11 protein-coding genes are annotated in these 20,769 nt (G+C 37.6%); 6 read left to right on the plus strand and 5 right to left on the minus strand.

Annotation, left to right across the window (positions count from 1 at the left end; all coding sequences use genetic code 11):
• Window positions 1-114 precede the first annotated feature (114 nt).
• Both ATCC51562_RS05975 and pbpC read right to left on the minus strand, forming a co-directional pair.
• Entirely contained in the window at window positions 115-5,235 is a 5,121-nt protein-coding gene (locus ATCC51562_RS05975; protein ID WP_021091358.1) for an alpha-2-macroglobulin family protein, read from the minus strand.
• Between the two features lies 1 nt (window position 5,236).
• Window positions 5,237-7,405: a penicillin-binding protein 1C gene (pbpC, locus tag ATCC51562_RS05980; protein ID WP_021091372.1), complete on the minus strand. Its 2,169-nt coding sequence runs from the start codon at window positions 7,403-7,405 to the stop codon at window positions 5,237-5,239.
• 65 nt (window positions 7,406-7,470) lie between these two features.
• Here pbpC and ATCC51562_RS05985 point away from each other — a divergent pair, with 65 nt between their 5' ends.
• From ATCC51562_RS05985 to ATCC51562_RS06005, 5 genes are read left to right on the plus strand one after another with little or no spacing between them, the layout of a single operon-like run.
• Window positions 7,471-9,504 carry an ATP-dependent helicase gene (locus ATCC51562_RS05985; RefSeq protein WP_021091289.1) on the plus strand — a complete coding sequence of 678 codons (2,034 nt, stop codon included), beginning with the start codon at window positions 7,471-7,473 and terminating at the stop codon, window positions 9,502-9,504.
• Between the two features lie 54 nt (window positions 9,505-9,558).
• The gene (locus tag ATCC51562_RS05990) at window positions 9,559-10,752 is read left to right on the plus strand and encodes an efflux RND transporter periplasmic adaptor subunit (protein WP_021091319.1); all 1,194 of its coding nucleotides are present in this window, start codon (window positions 9,559-9,561) and stop codon (window positions 10,750-10,752) included.
• The gene (locus ATCC51562_RS05995; protein ID WP_021091352.1) at window positions 10,753-12,681 is read left to right on the plus strand and encodes a MacB family efflux pump subunit; all 1,929 of its coding nucleotides are present in this window, start codon (window positions 10,753-10,755) and stop codon (window positions 12,679-12,681) included.
• Between the two features lies 1 nt (window position 12,682).
• Window positions 12,683-14,029, plus strand: a complete 1,347-nt coding sequence (locus ATCC51562_RS06000) for a TolC family protein (protein WP_021091369.1) — start codon at window positions 12,683-12,685, stop codon at window positions 14,027-14,029.
• A 4-nt stretch (window positions 14,030-14,033) separates the two neighbouring features.
• Window positions 14,034-14,525, plus strand: a complete 492-nt coding sequence (locus tag ATCC51562_RS06005) for a hypothetical protein (protein WP_021091386.1) — start codon at window positions 14,034-14,036, stop codon at window positions 14,523-14,525.
• A gap of 508 nt (window positions 14,526-15,033) precedes the next feature.
• On the opposite strand, the gene ATCC51562_RS06010 is transcribed toward ATCC51562_RS06005, so the two are convergent.
• A complete protein-coding gene (locus ATCC51562_RS06010; protein ID WP_021091309.1) occupies window positions 15,034-15,465 on the minus strand; it encodes a GatB/YqeY domain-containing protein in 432 nt (143 codons plus the stop codon).
• A gap of 30 nt (window positions 15,466-15,495) precedes the next feature.
• Window positions 15,496-16,398 (minus strand): phosphatase, encoded by a 903-nt coding sequence (locus tag ATCC51562_RS06015; protein WP_021091362.1) that lies wholly within the window; start codon window positions 16,396-16,398, stop codon window positions 15,496-15,498.
• Between the two features lie 129 nt (window positions 16,399-16,527).
• Between ATCC51562_RS06015 and ATCC51562_RS06020 the strand changes: the two genes are divergently transcribed.
• Entirely contained in the window at window positions 16,528-18,066 is a 1,539-nt protein-coding gene (locus tag ATCC51562_RS06020; protein WP_035167472.1) for an inorganic phosphate transporter, read from the plus strand.
• A gap of 104 nt (window positions 18,067-18,170) precedes the next feature.
• On the opposite strand, the gene ATCC51562_RS06025 is transcribed toward ATCC51562_RS06020, so the two are convergent.
• Complete coding sequence (locus tag ATCC51562_RS06025) at window positions 18,171-20,744, minus strand: ATP-dependent Clp protease ATP-binding subunit (RefSeq protein WP_021091417.1); 2,574 nt, start codon at window positions 20,742-20,744, stop codon at window positions 18,171-18,173.
• Window positions 20,745-20,769: the final 25 nt, after the last annotated feature.

A 20,769-nucleotide genomic window follows, 5' to 3' on the forward strand; every position in this document is an offset into this window, starting at 1 on the left:
TGTCCTCTTTCGTTTAAAAAATGCTTAATGTTATCTAAAATTTGTTTAAAAAAATCTTTGCAAAAGTTGGGAAATATGGGCTTGGGGCGGTTAAACGCCCCAAAGTTTAAATAGCTATTTTACGGTAAAGCTTCTTTGAGCTAAGTCGTAGTCGTTTTGTCTTTCGTTATACATATTTTCAGTTGTGACCGCACCAAGCGAGCATTTGCCGCTAAGTCTTACACGATAAGGTGTGTAAAGCACAGCCTCTCTCTTATCACTATCTAATGTATAAAAACTTAAAACGCGATCATCTTTTATGCTCTGATATTCAAGCTCAATACTATCTTTAAAACTCTTATTAAAACCACTTAAATTTTCATTTATCGGCTCAAAGCAGCTACTTACGACCTCGTTTATAACGCCATTTCTGACCATTGTTTTTGAGTTTATTACTACTTTTGAGTAGATGACGTCATTTACTTTTAAGCTGTCAAGACCTAGCTCTTTGCCCTTTTCATCCACGAATGTTCGGTAGATGTCAAGCTCTTTTGGCTCTATTTTGTGCTTGATCTCAAGTGGCACGTAAGCGTAGCTTAAAATAGTGGCATATAGCTTGTTTTTGCCAAGTGGTGTAATAGTGAAATTTCCATCTTTTGTTGTAAAAGATACGCTTAAAAGGCCGTCAAATTCTTTACTTGAACCGTTGTAGGAAAGCTTAAATTTATTGTTTTTCTCGCCACTATCTTTGCCAAAGTAAGCATTTAGTGCCCTAAGGGTAAATGCACGCTCCTGTGTTGAGCTTAGCTCATTTAAATTTGTGATCAAGAAATTTGCAAGATCATCTGAGTAGTCGTTTTTCTCAAAATATTTTGCATGCAGATATAGAATAAACGCATTATCTCTCATCTTTGAGCCAAAGCTAGAATAATCCTTGCTGTAATCAGCCGCTTGAGCTTTTTTAATATCTTTTAGTGCTACTTTTGCTTCGTCATTTAGTCCGCTTAGTTTCAAAGCTGCTGCCATTAAATATTTATTAAGCGCGGTTGTATTGTAGGCTTTGTCATCGTAAATTTTATTTAGTAGCGACTTGTCAACCATATTTGCACGAGCACTTACATATAGAGAGTAGAGCGCTTCAAGATCGCTATTTACATATTTTGCCATTGAATTTACAGCACTTTGTTTTACTCTTTTGCCTATATCATATCCAGCCTCTTCAAGATCCAACAATACATCAGTTGTAAAGATGTTTGCAAATGCATTTGTATAGCCTAGATCACTCCAGTAACCAAAGCTACCATCTGGCTTTTGCATCTTGATAAGCTCACTCATACCGTGAGTGATAAACCTCTTTTGATCATTTTTTTCAAGCTCATCTTTTGGCTTTAAATTTAAAAGCGCGAGCAGTCTTGAGCTCCTTTGCTCAGCACATCCATAAGGATACTCGACTAAATTTTTAGAAGCTGCCAAAAGCACACTTGAGACAGAGCTTGACGCATCTATACTAACATTATGAAAGCCTTTTGGAAGTGAGATCATGCTCTCTTTGTCAAAGACACTACTTTTTGCGTAGGTGCTTATTGTGTAAGGGTTGACAACGTCAAGTAAGCTTTGGACAGTTTTTGAGCTATTTTTGTCACTTATAGTCACGTTATACTCGGCCGCACCAGCCTCAAGAGCTGAAATTTTAAACGTAAAGGCTTTATTTTCAAGTGGCTTTAAATTTGCATTTTCTTTTGTCTTGATGCTTAAATTTTTACTGCTAGCCACTTTTATGGTTAAATTTTTATCCTCATTTGTCGTATTTATGAGCCTTAAATTTGCATTTAGCTCATCGCCTTTTAAGAGATAAACTACGACACTTGGCTTTATGATGACTTCATCTTTTATGAGAATTTCGCTACTTACTGCGTTCATACCGCTTTCATTATTTGCCACAACGTCCACTCTGACAGCCGAGTTAAAACCATTTGGTGTTTTAAACTCGTATGAAATTTCACCCTTGTCGTCTGCTTGAAGGCTTATCAAATTTGCAAAAGTTTTTACATTTTTACTATCGACCGGGCTTGCATGTTTTGCCATCTTGGCCTCCATGGCCATCGCCGTCATGTCACCACCAAAATTTAGTATTTTACCTTCGACCTTGTAATTTGTGAGCCTATTATAAATGTCGTAGTCAAATACACCGTCTGGTAAAATTTTGTCAAAAAATTTAAGTGGATCGGCTGGTTTTTGTGAGGTTATATCAAGTACGCCAACATCTGTGATAAATAAATTTACATATGCTTTTGGCTTTGTTTTTAGTGAAATTTTGATGTTTTCATCGCTTTTTGCGACTTTTGGCGCATCAAGACTAAGGTCAATCTTTCTTGAAGACTTATCGCCATTTGCATAGACTTTGCCATATGTTCTAAACGGAGTTAATCCAGCATCAGTCATGCGGTAGATGTTTGCACTTACATAAAGACCACTAAAGTCAAAGTCGAGCTTAAATTTAACATTTGCTGAATTATTTTTGATCTTAACCACCTTGTAGGCCTTGACACCTGCATCCTCAAGCGTGACAAGAGCGATACCTTCTTTTATGGCAGAACTGATGTCCGCACTTAGCTCATCGCCTCTTTTATAAACGCTTTTGTTTAGCTTGATCTGAGACTTGCTAAGCTCTTTTGTAGGTGCAAGAGTTGAATAGTTATATCCGCTAACATCGATATCAAGGCTCGTACTTGCTCCACTTACTAAATTTGTCGCAGTGATCACATACGAACCGCTTTGTGTAAATTTATACCCAAACTCACCGCTACTTTTATAAAAACTATCAATATCTTCTAGTGTTCGTATCCATTTTATATAGCCATTTGCATCCCTTTGGTACTGCCATGAAACACGTTTTACATCAAATTTTAAATTTGACTTTACAGCCTTTTGGCTTGACATCTCAAGTACGACCGTTCTTAGTTTTACATCCTCGTTTGGCTCAGCAAAAGTCGTACTAGCGGCTATTCCGACCATATCTTTATATGGATAAAGTGTAAAGCTTTTTGCCTCGCTTACGTTCTTACCATCGTCATTTACGTTGAAATTTATAACACCTCTTATGATAGAAGGTGCGTTTTTAGTACTAAAACTAAGATCTATAATATGGCTTGATTTGCCATCTTTTGAAAGTGCAAAATCACTAACATAGCCTGGATATGAGCTTGCTTTTATCGTATCGTTTTTAAATTTATACTCTTTGTATTCACTATTTTTGTATTCATCATCAAAAAAGTCTACTTGTAAATTTCCATCAAGCTCGCTAGCCGCACCGCCAAAAAGGTAGTTGCTTATTAGATTTGCCCTTAAAAGATCGTTTTTGAAAAATTTTTCCGACTCAAGGACAATTTCATTTTTAATCCTATTTGGCACAAAGCTCTCGACATAAAATGGTACGCTTGATATCACTTTGCTAGCGTAAATAACTTGCATGTTAAATCTACCGCTTAGATCACTTAATATCTCTTTTTCGAAATTTATCATGCCAGCATCATTTGTATTTTGTGAAATTTCACTACTGCTTTTGCCTTGTGGGTCTATAAATTTAATCTTAACTGGCATATTTTTAAGCGGTTTAAAATCTCTATCTCTTAGATAAATTGCCCCTTGCAAGCTCTCATTTGGCCTTATAATGTTTGACGCAAAATGCGTATAGACATCGATGGTATCACTTGGATTTTGGCTTATAAATTGAGCATCATTTAGTGCTTCATTTTCTTGTATGATGAGGAAATTTTGCTCTTTGCCAAGCGAAACCACGACAGATGATGCGATTTTGTGTATATCTTTTTTATTAAATTTAAATACACCCTCATCATTTGTAGCACCAATAGCTATTTCCTCGTTTTTTACACCGTAAATTTTAACATTTGCATTTGGCAGCATTGTATTTTCGCCAAGGCGATTTGCAAAGACAAAAATTTCATCCTTGCCAAGCTTGACGTTTACGGCAATGTCGCTTAAGTAAACCACTTTTGAGACGCTCTTGTTTTTGCCGTAGTTTAAATTTATCTTATATACGCCGTCTCCTGCACCTGCAAAGTCAAGTTTTATCTTGTTAAGCGCGATCTCATTTAAAGCACCATCAAGCTTATAGCTCTTTTGTGCTACTTGAGTACTAAAGCTACTTAGATTTTCGCTATCGTAGTTAAAATTTAAAAAAAATCTAAAATTTTGTTCAGCAAGCCTTTCCACACTTACATTTAGCTCAGCTAAATTTGCACTTCTGATACCGATCTCACCGACGCTTGAGATATATGGCTCATTATTTATAAAATTTGCAAATGGAGTGAAATTGCCAGCTACTACTTCATAGCTACTTTCTTCTCTTACTACATTTCTATCATCGCCAAAGCCTGGCTTAATGGTGATTTCATAACTATTTTGTGGCTTAAAATCGTCACTTGTAATATCAATGTAGTAATAATATTCGCTAAGCTCTGAGTTTTCTTCATAGTTGTCACTATATTTGACGTCACTAATGCTAAAGTTTTTTACACCTTTAATGTTTATAAATTTCTTTAAGTTAATGTCGTCATCAAGCCAATTTTTTAGATAAATTCTGAAGCCCAAGATGCCATTATCAAGGCTCACTGGATAAATTTCTGGTATCTCAAGACTCTTTGCATTATCATTTATATTTACGCTTTCTTCACTTATTTCATCAGCAAAATTTACTATCGTTTCACCTGAAAGCGTTGCGCCAAATTTGCTCTCAAATTTTTCACCAAAATCAAAAACTGGATTGCTTAAATTTTTATCAAGATTAAGCTCAAAGCTATTGTTAGAAAGCTCAATCGCTTTAAATTTTGCATCTTTTACAGCAATATTTTTGATAGCTTCAATATTTACTTCATCATTAAATTTAACTATATATTTGCTATCGCTTATTTTTTCTATCTTTGTTAGCTCAAATTCTTTCGTGGCAAAACTAGCAGTGCTTCCGTTTTCAAGCTTGCAGCTATAATCCAAACCAGCGTGCATATCTTTTGTAAAAAGTAGCAAGCTTTGATCCCTAAATTTTACTATGCCATTTAGTGCCGGCTGGCATGAGATGATCTTTTTATCGCTTAGTGTTCCAATAAGATTTTTGCTTACTTTATCTTCTAGTCCAAATTCTACACTTAGGGGCGATTTTATCTCAGCAGTACCATTTAGGCTAAAAGCATATAAATTTACCACCCCCAGGAGTGCCATAAGTGCTACTTTTTGACGCATGTTATCTCCTTAGTTTTATTGTTATTTCACTTTGATTTGAATTCTCATCAAGACACTTTAGACTATGCTCGCCAAGAGTCATATCAAGCTTTTTCTCACTTGCATTCTCTATCTTTGTAAAATTTAAATCATCTATTTTTAGGTAAATTTCATCACCTAAGAACGCGTAGCATTTTACCATAACTTGGGTAATATTTTCATCTGTCACTATCTCTTCTTTGTCATAAGGATAGGCAAAAACTGGCTTTTTATCTTTAAAAATTTCAGCACAAGGACTTTTTTGTATCTCATCTTTATCCAAAAGCTCATTTTTAACCAAAAAATCAAGCTCTTCGCCCCTTAAACTTTCGCATTTATCCTTTAAATCTATACCCTTTATCCTATCATCAAGTGCCGTTTTTTTGCACGTTTCATAGCTAAAAGCATCAAGGCAGGTTGGTAGCTTTTCTATGCCATCTGGCTCACTCATAAATCTTAACTTCTCTTTTTGAGCAATTATCTTAAACATATCAAAAAGGCTCTTTGATACGTCATTTAGTCCTGTTAATTTATCAGTTTTACTGGCATTAAAATTTCCAATCCAAATAGCAATTGTGTAATTTTCATCAACGCCTATGGCGTAAAGATCACGTGAGTTTGCGCTTGTGCCAGTTTTAAAAGCGATCTTTGGCGTATTTTGGGCGTACTGCCAAACATTTTTTAGATACGATCTTGAGGCTTCGCTTAGCATTTTAGCGGTTAAATAGGCACTTTGAGGCGAGATGAGAGTTGCATTTTTCTCTTCATTTTTGTAATTTTTGCCAGCAAACTCAAGTGGCCTATAAATGCCGTCGTTTGCATAAATAGTATAAAGATGAGCAAGATCAAGCAGGCTCATTTCAGCACTTCCAAGCGTTATAGAAGCTCCATAATACTCTTTATCTTCATCTACTAAATTTACCTTTTCAAGTAGTTCGTAAAGCGAATTGTCTTTTAGCTTTAAGTTTAAATTTATAACTGGGATATTTAGACTAAAATTTAGAGCATCTTTCGCACTTACGATACCTAAAAAATCATTACTAAAATTCTTTGGAGCATACTCTTTTATATAAATTTGCGTGTCTATTAACTGCGAATTTGGCGTTATAAGCCCGCTATCAAGCGCAAGTGAGTAGATAAAAGGCTTTAATGTGCTGCCAGTATTTCGCTTCATATTTAGAGCTGAGTTTTTGCCATCACGTGCGTGCTCATCGTGTGAGCCGATAAAGGCAACAACGCTCATTTTTTTATTATCAATGACTACCGCAGCGGCATTGTTTGCATTTTTAGCCTTTAGCGAAAACATCGCGTCTTTTAAAATTTTAAGCATATCTTTTTGTAAATTTAGATCCAGGTTTGCCTTTGAAATTTGGTTTTTAAAAGCGACATTTGCATAATCTTCCGCGGTTACGATAGCTTTTGCTCTTACATTTTTAAATGGCTCAGCCTGCGCTCTTTTAAAGGCGCTAAGATCGATTAAATTTGCCTTGTAAAGCATCTTTATGACCCTGTTTTTTAAGGCATTTATGTTTGAAACGCGGTCTAGTCTATTTTTATTTGGATTTTTAGGGATCGTGCTTAAAAGTGCGGCCTGAGCGTAGCTTAGCTCATTTAGCTCCTTGCCAAAGTAAAAGAAACTTGCCGCCTTTGCACCCTCGATGTTACCGCCATATGGGGCTAAATTTAGATAAAAATTTAAAATTTCATCCTTGCTAAAGTGAAGCTCAAGCTGAAATGCTCTAAAAATTTCTTTTATCTTGTTTTTATAGCTTCGATCACTTGGCTCAAGCATCCTAGCTACTTGCATCGTGATAGTGCTAGCCCCTATGCGGTTGTCGCTTCTTAGGTTGTGAAAAAATGCTCTAAAAATGGAGGCAAAATTTACGCCAAAATGGTAATAAAAGTATCTATCCTCAAATAGCACAACGCATTGTTTTAGCGAGTTTGGGAAGCTTTGCTCGTGAAATCTCCAAATTCCATCGCTACTAAGCTTCATATTTATGATCTCGCCATTTTTATCAAGTAAAATTTTGGCTTCGTCTTTTTTAAGCGCGTCTAAATTTAGTGGATAAATTTGATCAAGTATCAAAAAAATAGCGACCACTAAAGCCAAAAATAGGGCAAGGAATTTTAGAAATTTAAACTTTTTCATCCGCGTGATTATAGCTGTTAAAGTTTAAGTAGCTATAATTAGCCCTTTTTAAAAAAGAGGAAACAATGCCCTTATCTAGGTTAAACAAAGAACAATACACTGCCGCAACTGCGCCATTTGGACACAATCTCATCATCGCTTCAGCTGGCACTGGCAAGACTAGCACGATTGTCGCTCGCATCGCTCATCTACTAAATTTAGGCGTAAAGCCTGAGAAAATTTTGCTTCTAACTTTCACCAATAAAGCGGCCAGCGAGATGATAGAGCGTTTAAATAGATATTTTGATAAACAAATCACCTCTAAAATCACTGCAGGCACATTCCACTCGGTCTCATTTTCGCTTTTAAAAAGCCTTGATAAAGGCGTCACGCTAAAGCAGCCAAGCGAGCTAAAGACGCTTTTAAAAAGTCTTGTTGAGAGGCGAAAATTTTACCATTTAAGCGATGTCAAGCCTTATGGCGGAGCCTATCTATATGACCTTTACTCGCTATTTCAAAACAGCGAGCAAGGCACCACCTTTGGCAAGTGGATAAGCGATAAGAGCGAAGAGCAGGGCGTTTATGCTGAAATTTATGAAGATGTTTTAGAGGAGTTTGAGGCTGAAAAGGCTAAATTTGCCTACGCTGACTTTAACGACCTTCTCATAAAAATGCGCGACGAGCTAAAAAAGGGAGCAAATTTAGCTTATGATGAAATTTTGATCGACGAGTATCAAGACACAAACACGCTTCAAGGCAGCCTCATAGACGCATTTGCGACAAAGAGCCTCTTTTGCGTGGGCGATTTTGACCAGAGCATCTACGCGTTTAACGGCGCAAATATCGAGATCATTGGCTCATTTAAAGATCGCTTCCCAAACGCAAATATCTACGCTTTAAATGTAAATTACCGCTCAAGCTCAAGCATACTTGCCCTTGCAAATAAGGTCATAAATAACAATCCAAGGCTTTATGAAAAGCACCTAACCGTAAGCCGTGAGGGAAATTTCAAGCCTCCAAGGCTACTTGTCTATAACGAGCTTTTTGATCAGTATCAAAATATCGCCGACATCATCTCGCTCTCGCCATTTAATAGAGAAAATATCGCCATAATTTTTAGAAATAACTCATCAGCTGATGGCATCGAGGTCGCGCTAAAAGAGCGAGGCATCGGCTCAAAGCGAAAGGGCGGGGTGAGCTTTTTTGAGAGCCGCGAGATCAAGGCGCTCATCGACATCATGGGAATTTATGTCAATCCAAAAGATATAATGGCATTTATCCACATCTGCGAATACGCAAAAGGCGTTGGCAGCGCAGTTAGCAAAGAAATTTTTGACGCACTACTTAAGCTTGGGCATGGAAATTTGATAAAAGGGATAGTTGAGCCAGATGAAAGCGTAAATATCTCATCAAACAAAAGGCGAAACTACCAGCTTGGCCTTTTTGACGATCTTGACGAATTTGCCGAAGTTTCAAGGTTTTCTAAGCTTGGCTTTAGCGATAAATTTCTGGGCCACCCAGTGCTAAAACTACAAAAGCTAAGCGAGAGTGGGGCGCAGTTTTTATATGAAATTTACAACTTTTTAAGAGGTATGAGAAATATCTCAAAGCCAGCTACAATGATAAACGAGATAAAAACTAGCAAAATTTACTCTCTCATCGTCGAAAACATCAGCACAAAAAGGGCAACTCTAAAAAACGGCAATGTTGATCTTGCCCTAAAAGAAGAGGTCAAAGAGCGCATAATGGCAAAGAGCGTGGTGCTAAGCGAGCTAGCTAAAAAATATCAAGATATCAGTAAATTTTATAACTTCTTAGCCCTTGGCAGCAACGAGATGAGCGAAGGGCAGGGCGTTAGCTTACTTAGCGTGCATGCGAGCAAGGGGCTTGAGTTTGACCAAGTTTTTATCGTCGATCTCGCGCAAAACCGCTTTCCAAATTTAAAGCTAATGAGTATGGGCGGTAGTCTAGAAGAAGAAAGACGGCTCTTTTACGTGGCCGTAACTCGTGCAAAAGACGAGCTATATCTAAGTTATGCAAAATACGACAAGATAAAGAAGGTGAATTATCAGCCAAGTAGGTTTTTGATAGAGGCTGGCATGGCAAAAGAGGAAGTTTAAAGAGAATTTTAATCTTATTAAGTAAAATTGACCAATTTTTTACAAAGAGAAGCAATGAAAAAATCTAAAATTTTAATAATCCTGCTTATTTTAGGCGTCGGTGGATATTTTATCTATGATAATTTTTTTAAGATAAAAGATGAAAAGGTGGAATTTATCACCAAAAAGGCAAAGAAAGGTTCATTCAGTAAAAAAGTCGATGCGACTGGAGAAATTTTCGCCACCGAGCTAGTTGATGTGGGTGCTCAGGTGAGCGGCCAGATAAAAAAACTCTACATTAAGCTTGGAGATCAGGTCAAAAAAGGCGATATGATCGCAAGTATCGATAGCTCGACCCAGCAAAATAACATTGATAATAAAGAAGCACAGCTTGCTATCTACAAAGCTCAGCTTGAAAGCGCAAAAGTGGCTCTAAACATTGCAAAAACGCAGTTTGATAGAGAAAATGCACTTTTTGCCAAAAACGCCACTTCAAAACAAGAATTTGAAAGCGCAAAAAATACTTATAGCGCAAATAGTGCCAAGATAAAGGAGCTTGAAGCTCAGATCAAGCAGACAAATATCGAGCTAAGTACTGCTAAGATAAATTTAGGCTACACAAAGATCACCGCCCCAAGAGATGGCATAATAGTAAGCGTGCAGGTTGAAGAGGGACAGACTGTAAATGCTAATCAAACTACGCCAACTATCGTAAAGATCGCAGATCTTAGCTATGTTAAGATGAAGATGCAAATAGCTGAGGGCGACATCACAAAGATAAAGGTTGGCACACCAGTTGAATACTCGATACTCTCTGAGCCAACGAAAAAATTTCAAACGACGGTTAGCTCGATCGACCCTGGCTTAACGACATTAAGCGATGGTAGCTATGGTTCTAGCAGTAGTAGCAAATCCACAAGCTCAAGCACTTCAAGCAACTCAGCTGTTTATTATTACGCGCAAAGCATAGTTGAAAATAAAGATAAAATTTTAAGAATAGGTATGACAACACAAAATGAGCTTTTAATAGCAAATGTAAAGGACGCTATCATCGTACCAAGCATCGGCATCAAAAGAGATGAAAACGGCACTTTTGTCTATATTTTAAAAGACGGCAAAGCGGTAAAAACAGCGGTCAAAACTGGCATAAAAGACAACCTTGATACGCAGATCATTAGCGGTGTGAACGATGGCGACGAGATCATCACATCACAAGGCTCAGCAAGCGAGATAGCCAAGATGATCGAAAAAGAAAATAAGAAGTTTTAAGTGATAAGCCTAAAAAATATCACAAAAAGCTTTAAGCTTGGCGATAATGAGATAGAAATTCTTCATGGCATAAATTTAGAGATAAAAAAGGGTGAATTTATAGCCATTATCGGTCAGTCTGGCTCTGGTAAATCAACTCTGATGAACATCCTTGGCTGCTTAGATAGCCCAAGTGGCGGGCAGTACTTGTTAGATGGCAAAGATATATCAAAATTTGATAGCGACGCACTTGCTAAGCTTAGGCGAGATAAATTTGGCTTTATCTTTCAAAGATATAACCTTCTTAGCACAATGAATGCTCTTGAAAACGTCGCACTTCCTAGCATCTACGCAGGAGCAAATAAGAACGACCGAGAAAAAAGAGGTATGGAGATCTTAGACTCACTTGGCCTTAGCGAAAAAGCAAAAAATTTACCAAATAAACTCTCAGGCGGACAACAGCAAAGGGTCTCCATAGCAAGGGCACTGATGAATGGTGGCGAGATCATCTTGGCTGATGAGCCAACAGGCGCGCTTGATAGTAAAAGTGGTCTAAGGGTGATGGAAATTTTAGTGGATCTTTATAAAAAAGGTCACACCATCATCATCGTCACGCACGATCCAAAGATCGCCGAATACGCGAGTCGTGTGATCGAGATAAAAGATGGCAATATCGTAAACGATAATGTAAAAAGTAGCGAAATTTACGAGGCGACAAAGCAAACTCAGCCAGAGAAAAGCAAATTTACCTACTATAAAGATCAGCTAATTGAAAGTTTTAAAATGTCGGTAAATGCGATGCTGGCTCATAAATTAAGATCGCTTTTAACGATGCTTGGCATTATAATTGGCATCACGGCGGTCATTAGCGTCGTAGCTCTTGGTAAAGGCTCACAGGAGCAAATTTTAGCTGGCATCAGAAAGATCGGCACAAATACGATCGACATAATGCCGGGGAAAGGCTTTGGCGATATGCTCTCGGGCAGGGTAAAAACGCTCTCTATAAGTGACGCAAATATGCTCTCAAAGCAGTCGTTTCTTGACTCAGTCACTCCAAACACAAGTACTTCAGGCGTACTAACGTATGAAAATATCTCCTTAACAGCGACGCTAAAAGGCGGTGGAGTAGGGAGCTTTGACGTAAATGGACTAAAACTAGAAAAGGGAAGAATTTACGATGATGAGGAGGTTTTAAACTCAGATTCTGTCACATTAATAGACCAAAACACCAAAAACAGTATATTTAAAAACGAAGACCCTATCGGTAAGATCATACTTTTTAATAAAAAGCCACTTCGCATTATAGGTGTTTTACAAAAAGATGAGTTTAAAATCGGCGATGCTAGCTCACTTAAAATTTATGCTCCATATACGACTGTGATAAACAAGATAACGGGCGATAAATTTATTAGCTCAATAACCGTAAAAGTAAATGAAAGCGTAAATGCTCAAATCGCAGAAAAGAGCCTAACCGATCTTTTAACGATAAAACACGGCAAAAAAGACTTCTTTACAAGGAATTCTGATAGCATCAAGCAAACTATCGAAGAGACCATCTCGACGATGCGCCTTCTAATATCAAGTATCGCCGTAGTTTCACTAGTAGTTGGTGGCATAGGCGTGATGAATATCATGCTAGTCTCAGTTACAGAGCGCACCAAAGAGATAGGCATCAAAATGGCAATCGGAGCTAGGCAAAGCAACATCTTGCAGCAGTTTTTGATAGAGGCGGTGCTACTTTGCTTAATTGGCGGAGCTATTGGTATAGCCTTTTCTTACGCGATCGGCTACATATTTAACAACTTTTTAGATGGCTTTAGCATGATCTTTTCAAATGGCTCGATCGTGCTTGCGCTTGTTACATCGATGGCCATTGGCATCATCTTTGGCTACATGCCCGCCAAAAATGCCTCAAAACTAAATCCAATAGATGCGCTTTCAAGGGAGTAATATGAAATTTCTAAGCTTAGCTTTAGTACTTGTTTTAAGCGGCTGCGCTGTTAAAAATATAGATGAAAATTACAAGCAAATTTTACTTGAAGATAACGCTAGCAGGGAGCTAAATTTAAACACATCTTGGTGGAAAGAGTATCATCAAAGCTACCTTGATGAGCTTGTAGAACTTGCGCTTAAAAACAATACCGACCTTGCAAAAGCAGCGATAAATGTAAATAAAGCGCTCGCTCAAGCTGGCGTTTTAGAAGCAAATCTCATCCCAAGCTTTAGCGCTGGCATCAAGGCTGGAAGTAGTAAAAATATAAAAGAGGGCGGCGCTTCTAGTAGAAGCTTTGGCTCAAGCATAGGGCTTAGCTACGAGCTTGATCTTTGGCAAAAGCTTGCAAATAGCAAAGATGCAGCGATGTTTGAAGCAGATGCTACTAAATTTGATCTGGAAGCTAGCAAACTAAGCGTGATAAACTCCGTAACAGACGCCTATTTTCAGATTTTATATCTAAATGAGAGCATTAAAACTTATGAGCAAATTTTAGAAATTTATAATGAGCTAAATAAGATAGTCGGGCTTAAATTTGAGCTTGGCAAAGAGGAAGCGTTAAGCCTAAAACAGATAAACTCGCAGCTTTTAAGCGCTCAAAATAAGATAGAAAGTGCCAAAAAAGATCTTGTGACTGCTAAAAAAACGCTTAGGATTTTGCTAAATGAGAGACCAGATTTTGAGCTTAAATTTGAGGGACTCACACTAAGTCCAGTTAAAAGAACGGGCGTTGATCTGGAAGTGCCAACAAGCGCCATAGCAAACCGTCCGGACCTAAGAGCGGCTATTTACCGCATAGAAGAGAGTCTCCTAAACTACAAAGCGAGCCAAAAAGAGTTTTATCCAAGCATCACGCTAGGAGCTAGCCTCAAAAGTAGTTCAAGCACCAAAGAGGGCGCATTTAGCCTTAAATTTCTAAATGGCAATATCGCTTTAAATTTACCGTTTTTAAACTACTCTAAGCTAAAGTCAAATTTAAAAGTAAGCGAGGCAAATTTCGAGCTTGCAAAGCTAAACTACATAAGCACTCTAAATAGCGCATTAAACGAGATAGATGCATTTTACAAAGGCTACCTAAACGACGAAGCGCTACTTGCTAACTACCAAGAACAGATAAAAAACTACGAGGAAATTTCAAAAATTTACGAGCTAAAATACTCCTACGGCAAAGTCGAGCTAAAGCAGTTTTTGGAGGCTAAAAACAGCGAGCTAGAGGCTAAAATAGGGCTACTAAAGGCAAAATATACTCTCCTACAAGACGAGCTAAATATCTACAAAGCCATGGCTGGTAAATTTAATAGGTAAATTTATGAGCTCAGCTTGGGACTATGAGGCAAATGCGTGTAGCAGTGATGGCAAATTTAGCGCCAAATTTGAAGGCTGTGAGGTCGCTATGGGCGCTCCAACCCTTGGCGAGCTACGACTTTTTATAAATAGCAAGCACTGTCTAAAATTAAAAAATGAGCCTTCAAACCACGAAAAAAGACTATCAAATTTTGATCAAAATTTAGTTAAAGATGACGATGCGCTTCAAATTTTACTTAGCGAAAGGGCGACTGCTTGCTTTTTGTTTTCAGAGGACTCTAAATTTCTAGCTTTTTCTGAATGGACGGCAGATAAAATGCAGATCGTAAAGGTAGTGCACCTAGCCGATATGAGCATAAAAACTGATAATAGGCGCAAAAGAGTAGTGGAATTTCTCTCATTTGATGATGGCTTGCTTGAAATTTTAGACTCGCCGATCTTTATGCCTAAAAACTACACACTGGATATCCGCACACTTTTTGACGATAAAATTTAATTCTTGAGCGAGCGCTTTATGTACATTTATCGCAGTTTTTGCAAGGTTAGTGCTCTGCGCTTAAAAGCAAGAACCACAAACTCCAAAGATAGCTCTTGCTCACTTTTTCAAAATAGGGTAGATCAAATTTTAAGTTATATATAAGATAAATACAAATTTCACATTTTTTGAAAAGTGTAAAATTTAACTAATTTTCTTACAAATATTTTTATGTCAAATTTAATGGATAAATTAAAATCATACAAAAGATAAAGTCTAAAATAAGCCTATAAATCAATATTTAAATTCATATAAAAGAAAAAATAAGAAAATTAAAATAACAATTTGAAAATTATAGTTTTCAATACAAATATATAAAAAAGCTTATATTTTACCTTTTAACATATTCATATTAAGTATTATGCTTTTAAATTATCTTTTTAAATTAAAGGTCGTATTTGATTTTTTGAAAACTTACACATTACAAAGTAAGTTTTCAAGAATTAGAAGTTTTATAAAATTGTAGATTTTAAGCCAAAAGCTCTTTTGCGATCATACTTATGCGTTTTGCTTCAGCACTTGCTCCGATCTCATCTTTTGCCATTTTCATTACAGCGCCTAAATTTTTACCAACTCTTTCAATAATCTTTTTTATTTTTTCTTTAAGCTCTTCATCGCTTAGTTGTGCTGGCAAATATGCCTTAATAAGCTCAATCTCGCCCTGCTCTTTTTTAGCCAAATCCTCTCTAGCACCTTTTATATAAAGCTCAACCGAGTCAGCCCTCTTTTTGATCTCCTTTTGAAGTAGTGGAAGTACCACTTCATCAGTCATTTCGATCCTTTGATCGACTTCGACCTGCTTAAGTGCTGCATTTAGCGTTCTTAAAGTATCTCTTTTAAACTCATCTTTTGCCTTCATAGCCTCTTTTATATCAGCTAAAATTTGCTCTCTTATACTCATTTCCTCTCCTTTAAATTTTTGAAATATTAACTAAAAATTTGTGATAATTTCTTGAAATTTTCCTTGCAGATAGGCCACCCCAACACCCTCTCTAAGCCCATCGTCAATAACTAAAAATTTTGCTTCTTGCCCGATTAAAAGCTCCTCTAAAAGCAGCGTTCCAGCGATGAGTGGATACTTTCTGTTTCTTCCAACCGCTACGTCAGCGCTTATATCATCCATCTTTAAAAGCTCATCCATAAACCAGGCAAGATCGTCATTTTTAAGCTCAAATCCACTTACTTTTTTTGGATCATAGTTCTCGTAGTTAAGTCCAAGTCGTAACGCTGCGATAGTAGTTGGTACGCCAGAAGTCAGCACGATAAATCTATTTCTTAAGCTATTTAAAAATTCTTTTGCATCTTTTGTATAAATTTTTGCATTTTCTTGCATTAAATCAAGCGTTTTAAATTTCTCAAAAAATGTAATAATGCCAAATTTAAAGCTCATGAAATTTCCATCTTCACCGATCTCTGAGCTTGCTCCACCGATGTCAATGACGCTAAAATTTTCATTTATTCTAAGCTTTTTAAAAGCATTTTGAACACCCAAAAATGTAAGTTTTGCTTCAGCTTCGCCGCTTATTAGATGAAAATTTATACCAAATTTCTCTCTTATCTCGCTAAAAATTTCCTCACTATTTGACGCCACCCTAAAAGCCTCAGTTGCGACTGCTACGCATTTAAATTTATCAAAACCAAATTTACTTTTAGCCTCCGCTATCGCTTCAAAGAGCCTATTTTTAGACTCATCTGCTATCTTGCCACTTTCATTTAGCCCTCTAGCAGCTCCTACTATCTTTTCATAAATTTGCTCATTACTAAAGCCATTTTGCTCTTTTTTGACAAGTGCTACGCGAAATGTGTTTGAGCCAAGATCGATCGCTATAACCAAAATTTATCCTTAAAATTTTTGCAGATTCTAACATATGATAATTTAGTATCATTTAAAGTTGAAAAATTCTAAAAACTTTAATATTTTTCAAGATATAATCCCTATCAAAAACCTTATAAGGGGGCTTGATTGCTTCGAGATAACTTATTGGCATTTGTTATTTTTGCAATTTGTAGCGTTGGATTTTTCGTTTGGGGCTATCAATACATCCCGACAAATAACTACTTTTTATTCTTGATCGCTGGCATGTTTGGTCTTTTTATGGCCTTTAATATCGGTGGAAATGACGTTGCAAACAGCTTTGGCACAAGCGTCGGCGCAAAAACACTCACACTAAAACAAGCTCTTGTAATCGCCGCCATTTTTGAGCTTAGCGGCGCGATATTTGCAGGATCTGAGGTTACAAATACGATTAGAAACGAGATCGTGAAATTTCCAAGCGATCTAAATCCGATGAAATTTGTCATCATTATGATCTCAGCCCTTCTTAGCTCAGGTCTTTGGCTATTTTACGCGTCCAAAAAAGGTCTGCCAGTCTCGACCACTCACTCGATAGTTGGTGGCATAGTTGGAGCAGGACTTGCTATGGGTTTTATGATAAAAGATCCCGAGCCATTTAGTATGGTTTCATGGAGTGAGATCGGTAGAATTGCCGTAAGTTGGGTCATTTCGCCACTGCTTGGCGGCGTGATGTCTTACGTTATATTTGGCTACGTAAAAAGCAAGATTATAGAACCAACACATGAACTTAAAATGAATCTAAAAGCGTTAAAAGCTGAGAGAAAAGCCTACAAAGAAAGCTTTATAAAAGCACTCAAAACAAAGCCAGCTGAGGAGCAGATAGCCACTCTTTCAAAGATCGCAGTTATCGATGAGGATGAGATCGAAACCACTGAATATAGCGAATACCGCTCAAAAATTCGCATCATGAAAGATAGCGAAAAAGAGATAGATACTTTTAAAGCGATGAAAAAGCACATCCCAATCATCGCTGGATTTGCCGCAATGGTCATCTCATCAATGATGCTTTTTAAAGGGCTTGAGCATATAAATTTAGCCTTTAGCATCATCCAAACAGTCTGGATCATCTTCGTCATCGGAGCTCTAGCATATCTTGCAAGCCTTGCTATCATAAATGTCATGAGCAAAAACGATAGCGAAAAAAGCATCAATAGAATTTTCTCATGGTTTCAAATTTTTACCGCTTCATCTTTTGCGTTTTCACACGGCGCAAACGACATCGCAAACGCAGTTGGACCATTTGCCGCTGTGCTTGATGTGCTAAAGACTGGCTCTATAAATGAAAGCTCACCCATACCAAGCATCGCAATGGTAACCTTTGGTATCTCGCTTGTCGTTGGACTTTGGTTTTTAGGCAAAGAGGTGATCACTACTATCGGCTCAAAACTAGCTGAAATTTTACCTACGACCGGCTTTAGCGCCGAGCTTGCCTCAAGTATCGTCATACTTCTAGCCACAAAGCTTGGCATACCAGTTAGCTCGACGCATATCCTAATAGGTGCAGTTTTAGGCATCGGCATCGTAAATAAAAATGCAAACTGGAAAATGGTAAGACCAATCATTCTTGCTTGGCTCATCACGCTTCCTGCTGCTGCTATCTCATCAGCTATATTTTATTTTGCTCTTGCTAAATTTTTAGGCGTTTAGATATATTTTTAAGTAGCAAAAACCGCCCTATTTTTTAGATATTTTTGTATAAATTTATATGAGAGCTTGGCAAGTCAGATCAGACCTGCCAAGTAAATTTGAAGTTATTTTTTCTTAATGATGATCTTCTCACCATCGCTATCAATGGTAATCTCATCGCCACTTTCAAGCTCATCTTTTAAGATCATATCAGCGATCTTGTCTTCAACCAGCTCATAAAGCGCTCTTCTAAGAGGTCTTGCGCCATAAACTATGTCAAAGCCAGCTTTTGCAATAAATTTCTTGGCCTCTTCGCTCAAAACTGCCTTGATACCGCGGTTGTGAAGAGTTTTTTCAAGCTCTTTAAACATGATCTCAATGATAGAGATTAGGCCTTGTTCATTTAGAGGATTAAAGATGATAGTATCATCAAGCCTATTTAAAAACTCAGGTTTAAAGTAGTTTTTAAGCTCGTTTTTAACAGCCACATCGCGGTCTTCACCCTTTAGCTCCATTATGAAATTTGAAGCGATGTTTGAAGTTAAAATGATGATAGTGTTTTTAAAATCAACCGTTACACCTTTGTTATCAGTAGCACGTCCATCATCAAGTATGCCAAGAAGTATGTTAAATACATCTTTGTGGGCCTTTTCAACCTCGTCAAAAAGTATGACTGAGTATGGTCTTCTGCGAACTGCCTCTGTTAGCTGACCGCCTTCATCGTAGCCTACATATCCTGGAGGCGCACCAAGAAGCCTACTCACGCTATGTTTTTCCATATATTCGCTCATATCAAAGCGGATAAGCGCCTTCTCATCGTCAAATAAAAATTTAGCCAAAGCTTTAGCTGACTGAGTTTTACCAACGCCTGTTGGTCCAAGAAATAAAAACGAACCAATAGGCCTTTGACCCTCATTTAGCCCTGCTTTGTTTCTTTTTACAGCACGTGCAAGTGCGTGTAATGCGTCATCTTGACCGACAACGCTCTCTCTTAGATGCTCTTCGATGTGCAGATACTTCTCTTTTTCACTTGTTAGCATCTTCTTAACTGAAATTCCAGTCCATTTGCTCAAAATTTCAGCTACAAGCTCTTCATCGACTTGATTTTTAAGAAGCACGCCCTCTTTTTTCATGTGCTCCCATTTTTCTTCAAGCTCATGTTTGTGCTTTTTAGCGTCAGCTATCTTGCCGTATTCTATCTCGGCAGCCTTTTGAAGATCGCCATTTCTTTTTGCTATCTCAGCTTGTGATTTTAGACTATCAATCTCTTTTGTTGCTTTTGAAATTCCGCCAAAAACGGCCTTTTCGTTTTCAAATTTTGTATCAAGTGCTAGCTTTTTCTCATTTAGGTCAGCTATCTCTTTTTCGATCTCGCCAAGTCTTTCTTTGTTTTTATCAGCATCCTCCATCTTTAGAGCTTCTTTTTCTACTTGAAGCGTTACGATCTCGCGTTTTATCTTTGAAAGCTCGTATGGCTCGCTTTCTATTTGCATCTTAAGTTCAGCTGCTGCCTCATCTATAAGGTCTATCGCCTTATCTGGCAAGAAGCGGTTTGCGATATAGCGGTCACTTAGTCTTGCAGCGGCAACTAGCGCACTATCTGTTATCGTGATGCCGTGATGAACTTCAAGACGCTCTTTTATGCCACGTAAAATTTGAAGCGCCTCATTTACGCTTGGCTCTTTAACGTCTATCGGCTGGAAGCGTCTTTGAAGTGCTGCATCTTTTTCAAAGTATTTTCTGTATTCTTTTAATGTCGTCGCACCAACAGCGTGAAGCTCGCCACGTGCAAGAGCTGGTTTTAGGATATTTGCAGCATCCATTCCACCCTCGCTCGCACCAGCTCCTACTATGGTGTGAATTTCATCTATAAAAAGTATGATGTTACCAGCTTTTTTCACCTCGTCGATGACAGCTTTTAACCTATCTTCAAACTCACCTCTATACTTTGCGCCAGCCACAACTGCACTCATATCAAGTGCGATGACACGCTTGTTTGCAAGGCTTGTTGGCACATCACGAGCGACTATCTTTTGAGCTAAGCCCTCAACGATGGCTGTTTTACCAACGCCTGGCTCACCAAGCAAGATAGGGTTGTTTTTACTCTTTCTTATTAAAATTTGCATCATTCTAGTGATTTCTTCATCACGGCCAATGACTGGATCAAGCTCTTTATTTAGCGCTTTTTGCGTTAGATCGATACCAAATTTCTCTAAGCTATCAAGAGTATCATCGCCAGTTTGGCTATCTATCTTTTTGCCACCTCTTATGCTCTCAAGGTTCTTTTTGATCTCCAAGATGTCACAAAATTTACTTAAAATTTGTTTGATCTCACTAAGCTCAAGAGATGAGATGATCCATGTATCAACAGCTATGTAGCTATCGCCCATGCTTACCATCAAAGCTTTTGCATTTTCAAGAGAATTTATAAGCTCTCTTGAAACTGAAACGTTATCTTTTGTAACGTTTGAGCTACTTGGAAGTGAAGAAATTTTACTTTTTACTTCAAGCTCGACAGCGTCTTTACTTACATTCATTTTATTAAACACTTGGTTTAAAATAGAATTACTATCTGCAAGTAAAGCCCAAAAAATATGAAGTGGAACAACTTGCGGATTTTTAGAAAATATCGCTAAACTAATACCTTTTTCAAGAGCTTCTTGCATCTGAGCTGTTAAATTTTCTGTTATATCAGCCATTAAATCTCCTTGGATTATTTTATAT

This window comes from Campylobacter concisus ATCC 51562 (assembly GCF_000466745.1).
In the GTDB taxonomy this organism is placed as follows: domain Bacteria; phylum Campylobacterota; class Campylobacteria; order Campylobacterales; family Campylobacteraceae; genus Campylobacter_A; species Campylobacter_A concisus_B.

Coding starts and splice junctions, on each gene's coding strand:
- ATCC51562_RS05975 (WP_021091358.1), bottom strand. CDS start 5,235: ATGCGTCAAAAAGTAGCACTTATGGCACTCCTGGGGGTGGTAAATTTA.
- ATCC51562_RS05990 (WP_021091319.1), top strand. CDS start 9,559: ATGAAAAAATCTAAAATTTTAATAATCCTGCTTATTTTAGGCGTCGGT.
- ATCC51562_RS06000 (WP_021091369.1), top strand. CDS start 12,683: ATGAAATTTCTAAGCTTAGCTTTAGTACTTGTTTTAAGCGGCTGCGCT.
- ATCC51562_RS06005 (WP_021091386.1), top strand. CDS start 14,034: ATGAGCTCAGCTTGGGACTATGAGGCAAATGCGTGTAGCAGTGATGGC.
- ATCC51562_RS05985 (WP_021091289.1), top strand. CDS start 7,471: ATGCCCTTATCTAGGTTAAACAAAGAACAATACACTGCCGCAACTGCG.
- ATCC51562_RS06025 (WP_021091417.1), bottom strand. CDS start 20,744: ATGGCTGATATAACAGAAAATTTAACAGCTCAGATGCAAGAAGCTCTT.
- ATCC51562_RS06010 (WP_021091309.1), bottom strand. CDS start 15,465: ATGAGTATAAGAGAGCAAATTTTAGCTGATATAAAAGAGGCTATGAAG.
- pbpC (WP_021091372.1), bottom strand. CDS start 7,405: ATGAAAAAGTTTAAATTTCTAAAATTCCTTGCCCTATTTTTGGCTTTA.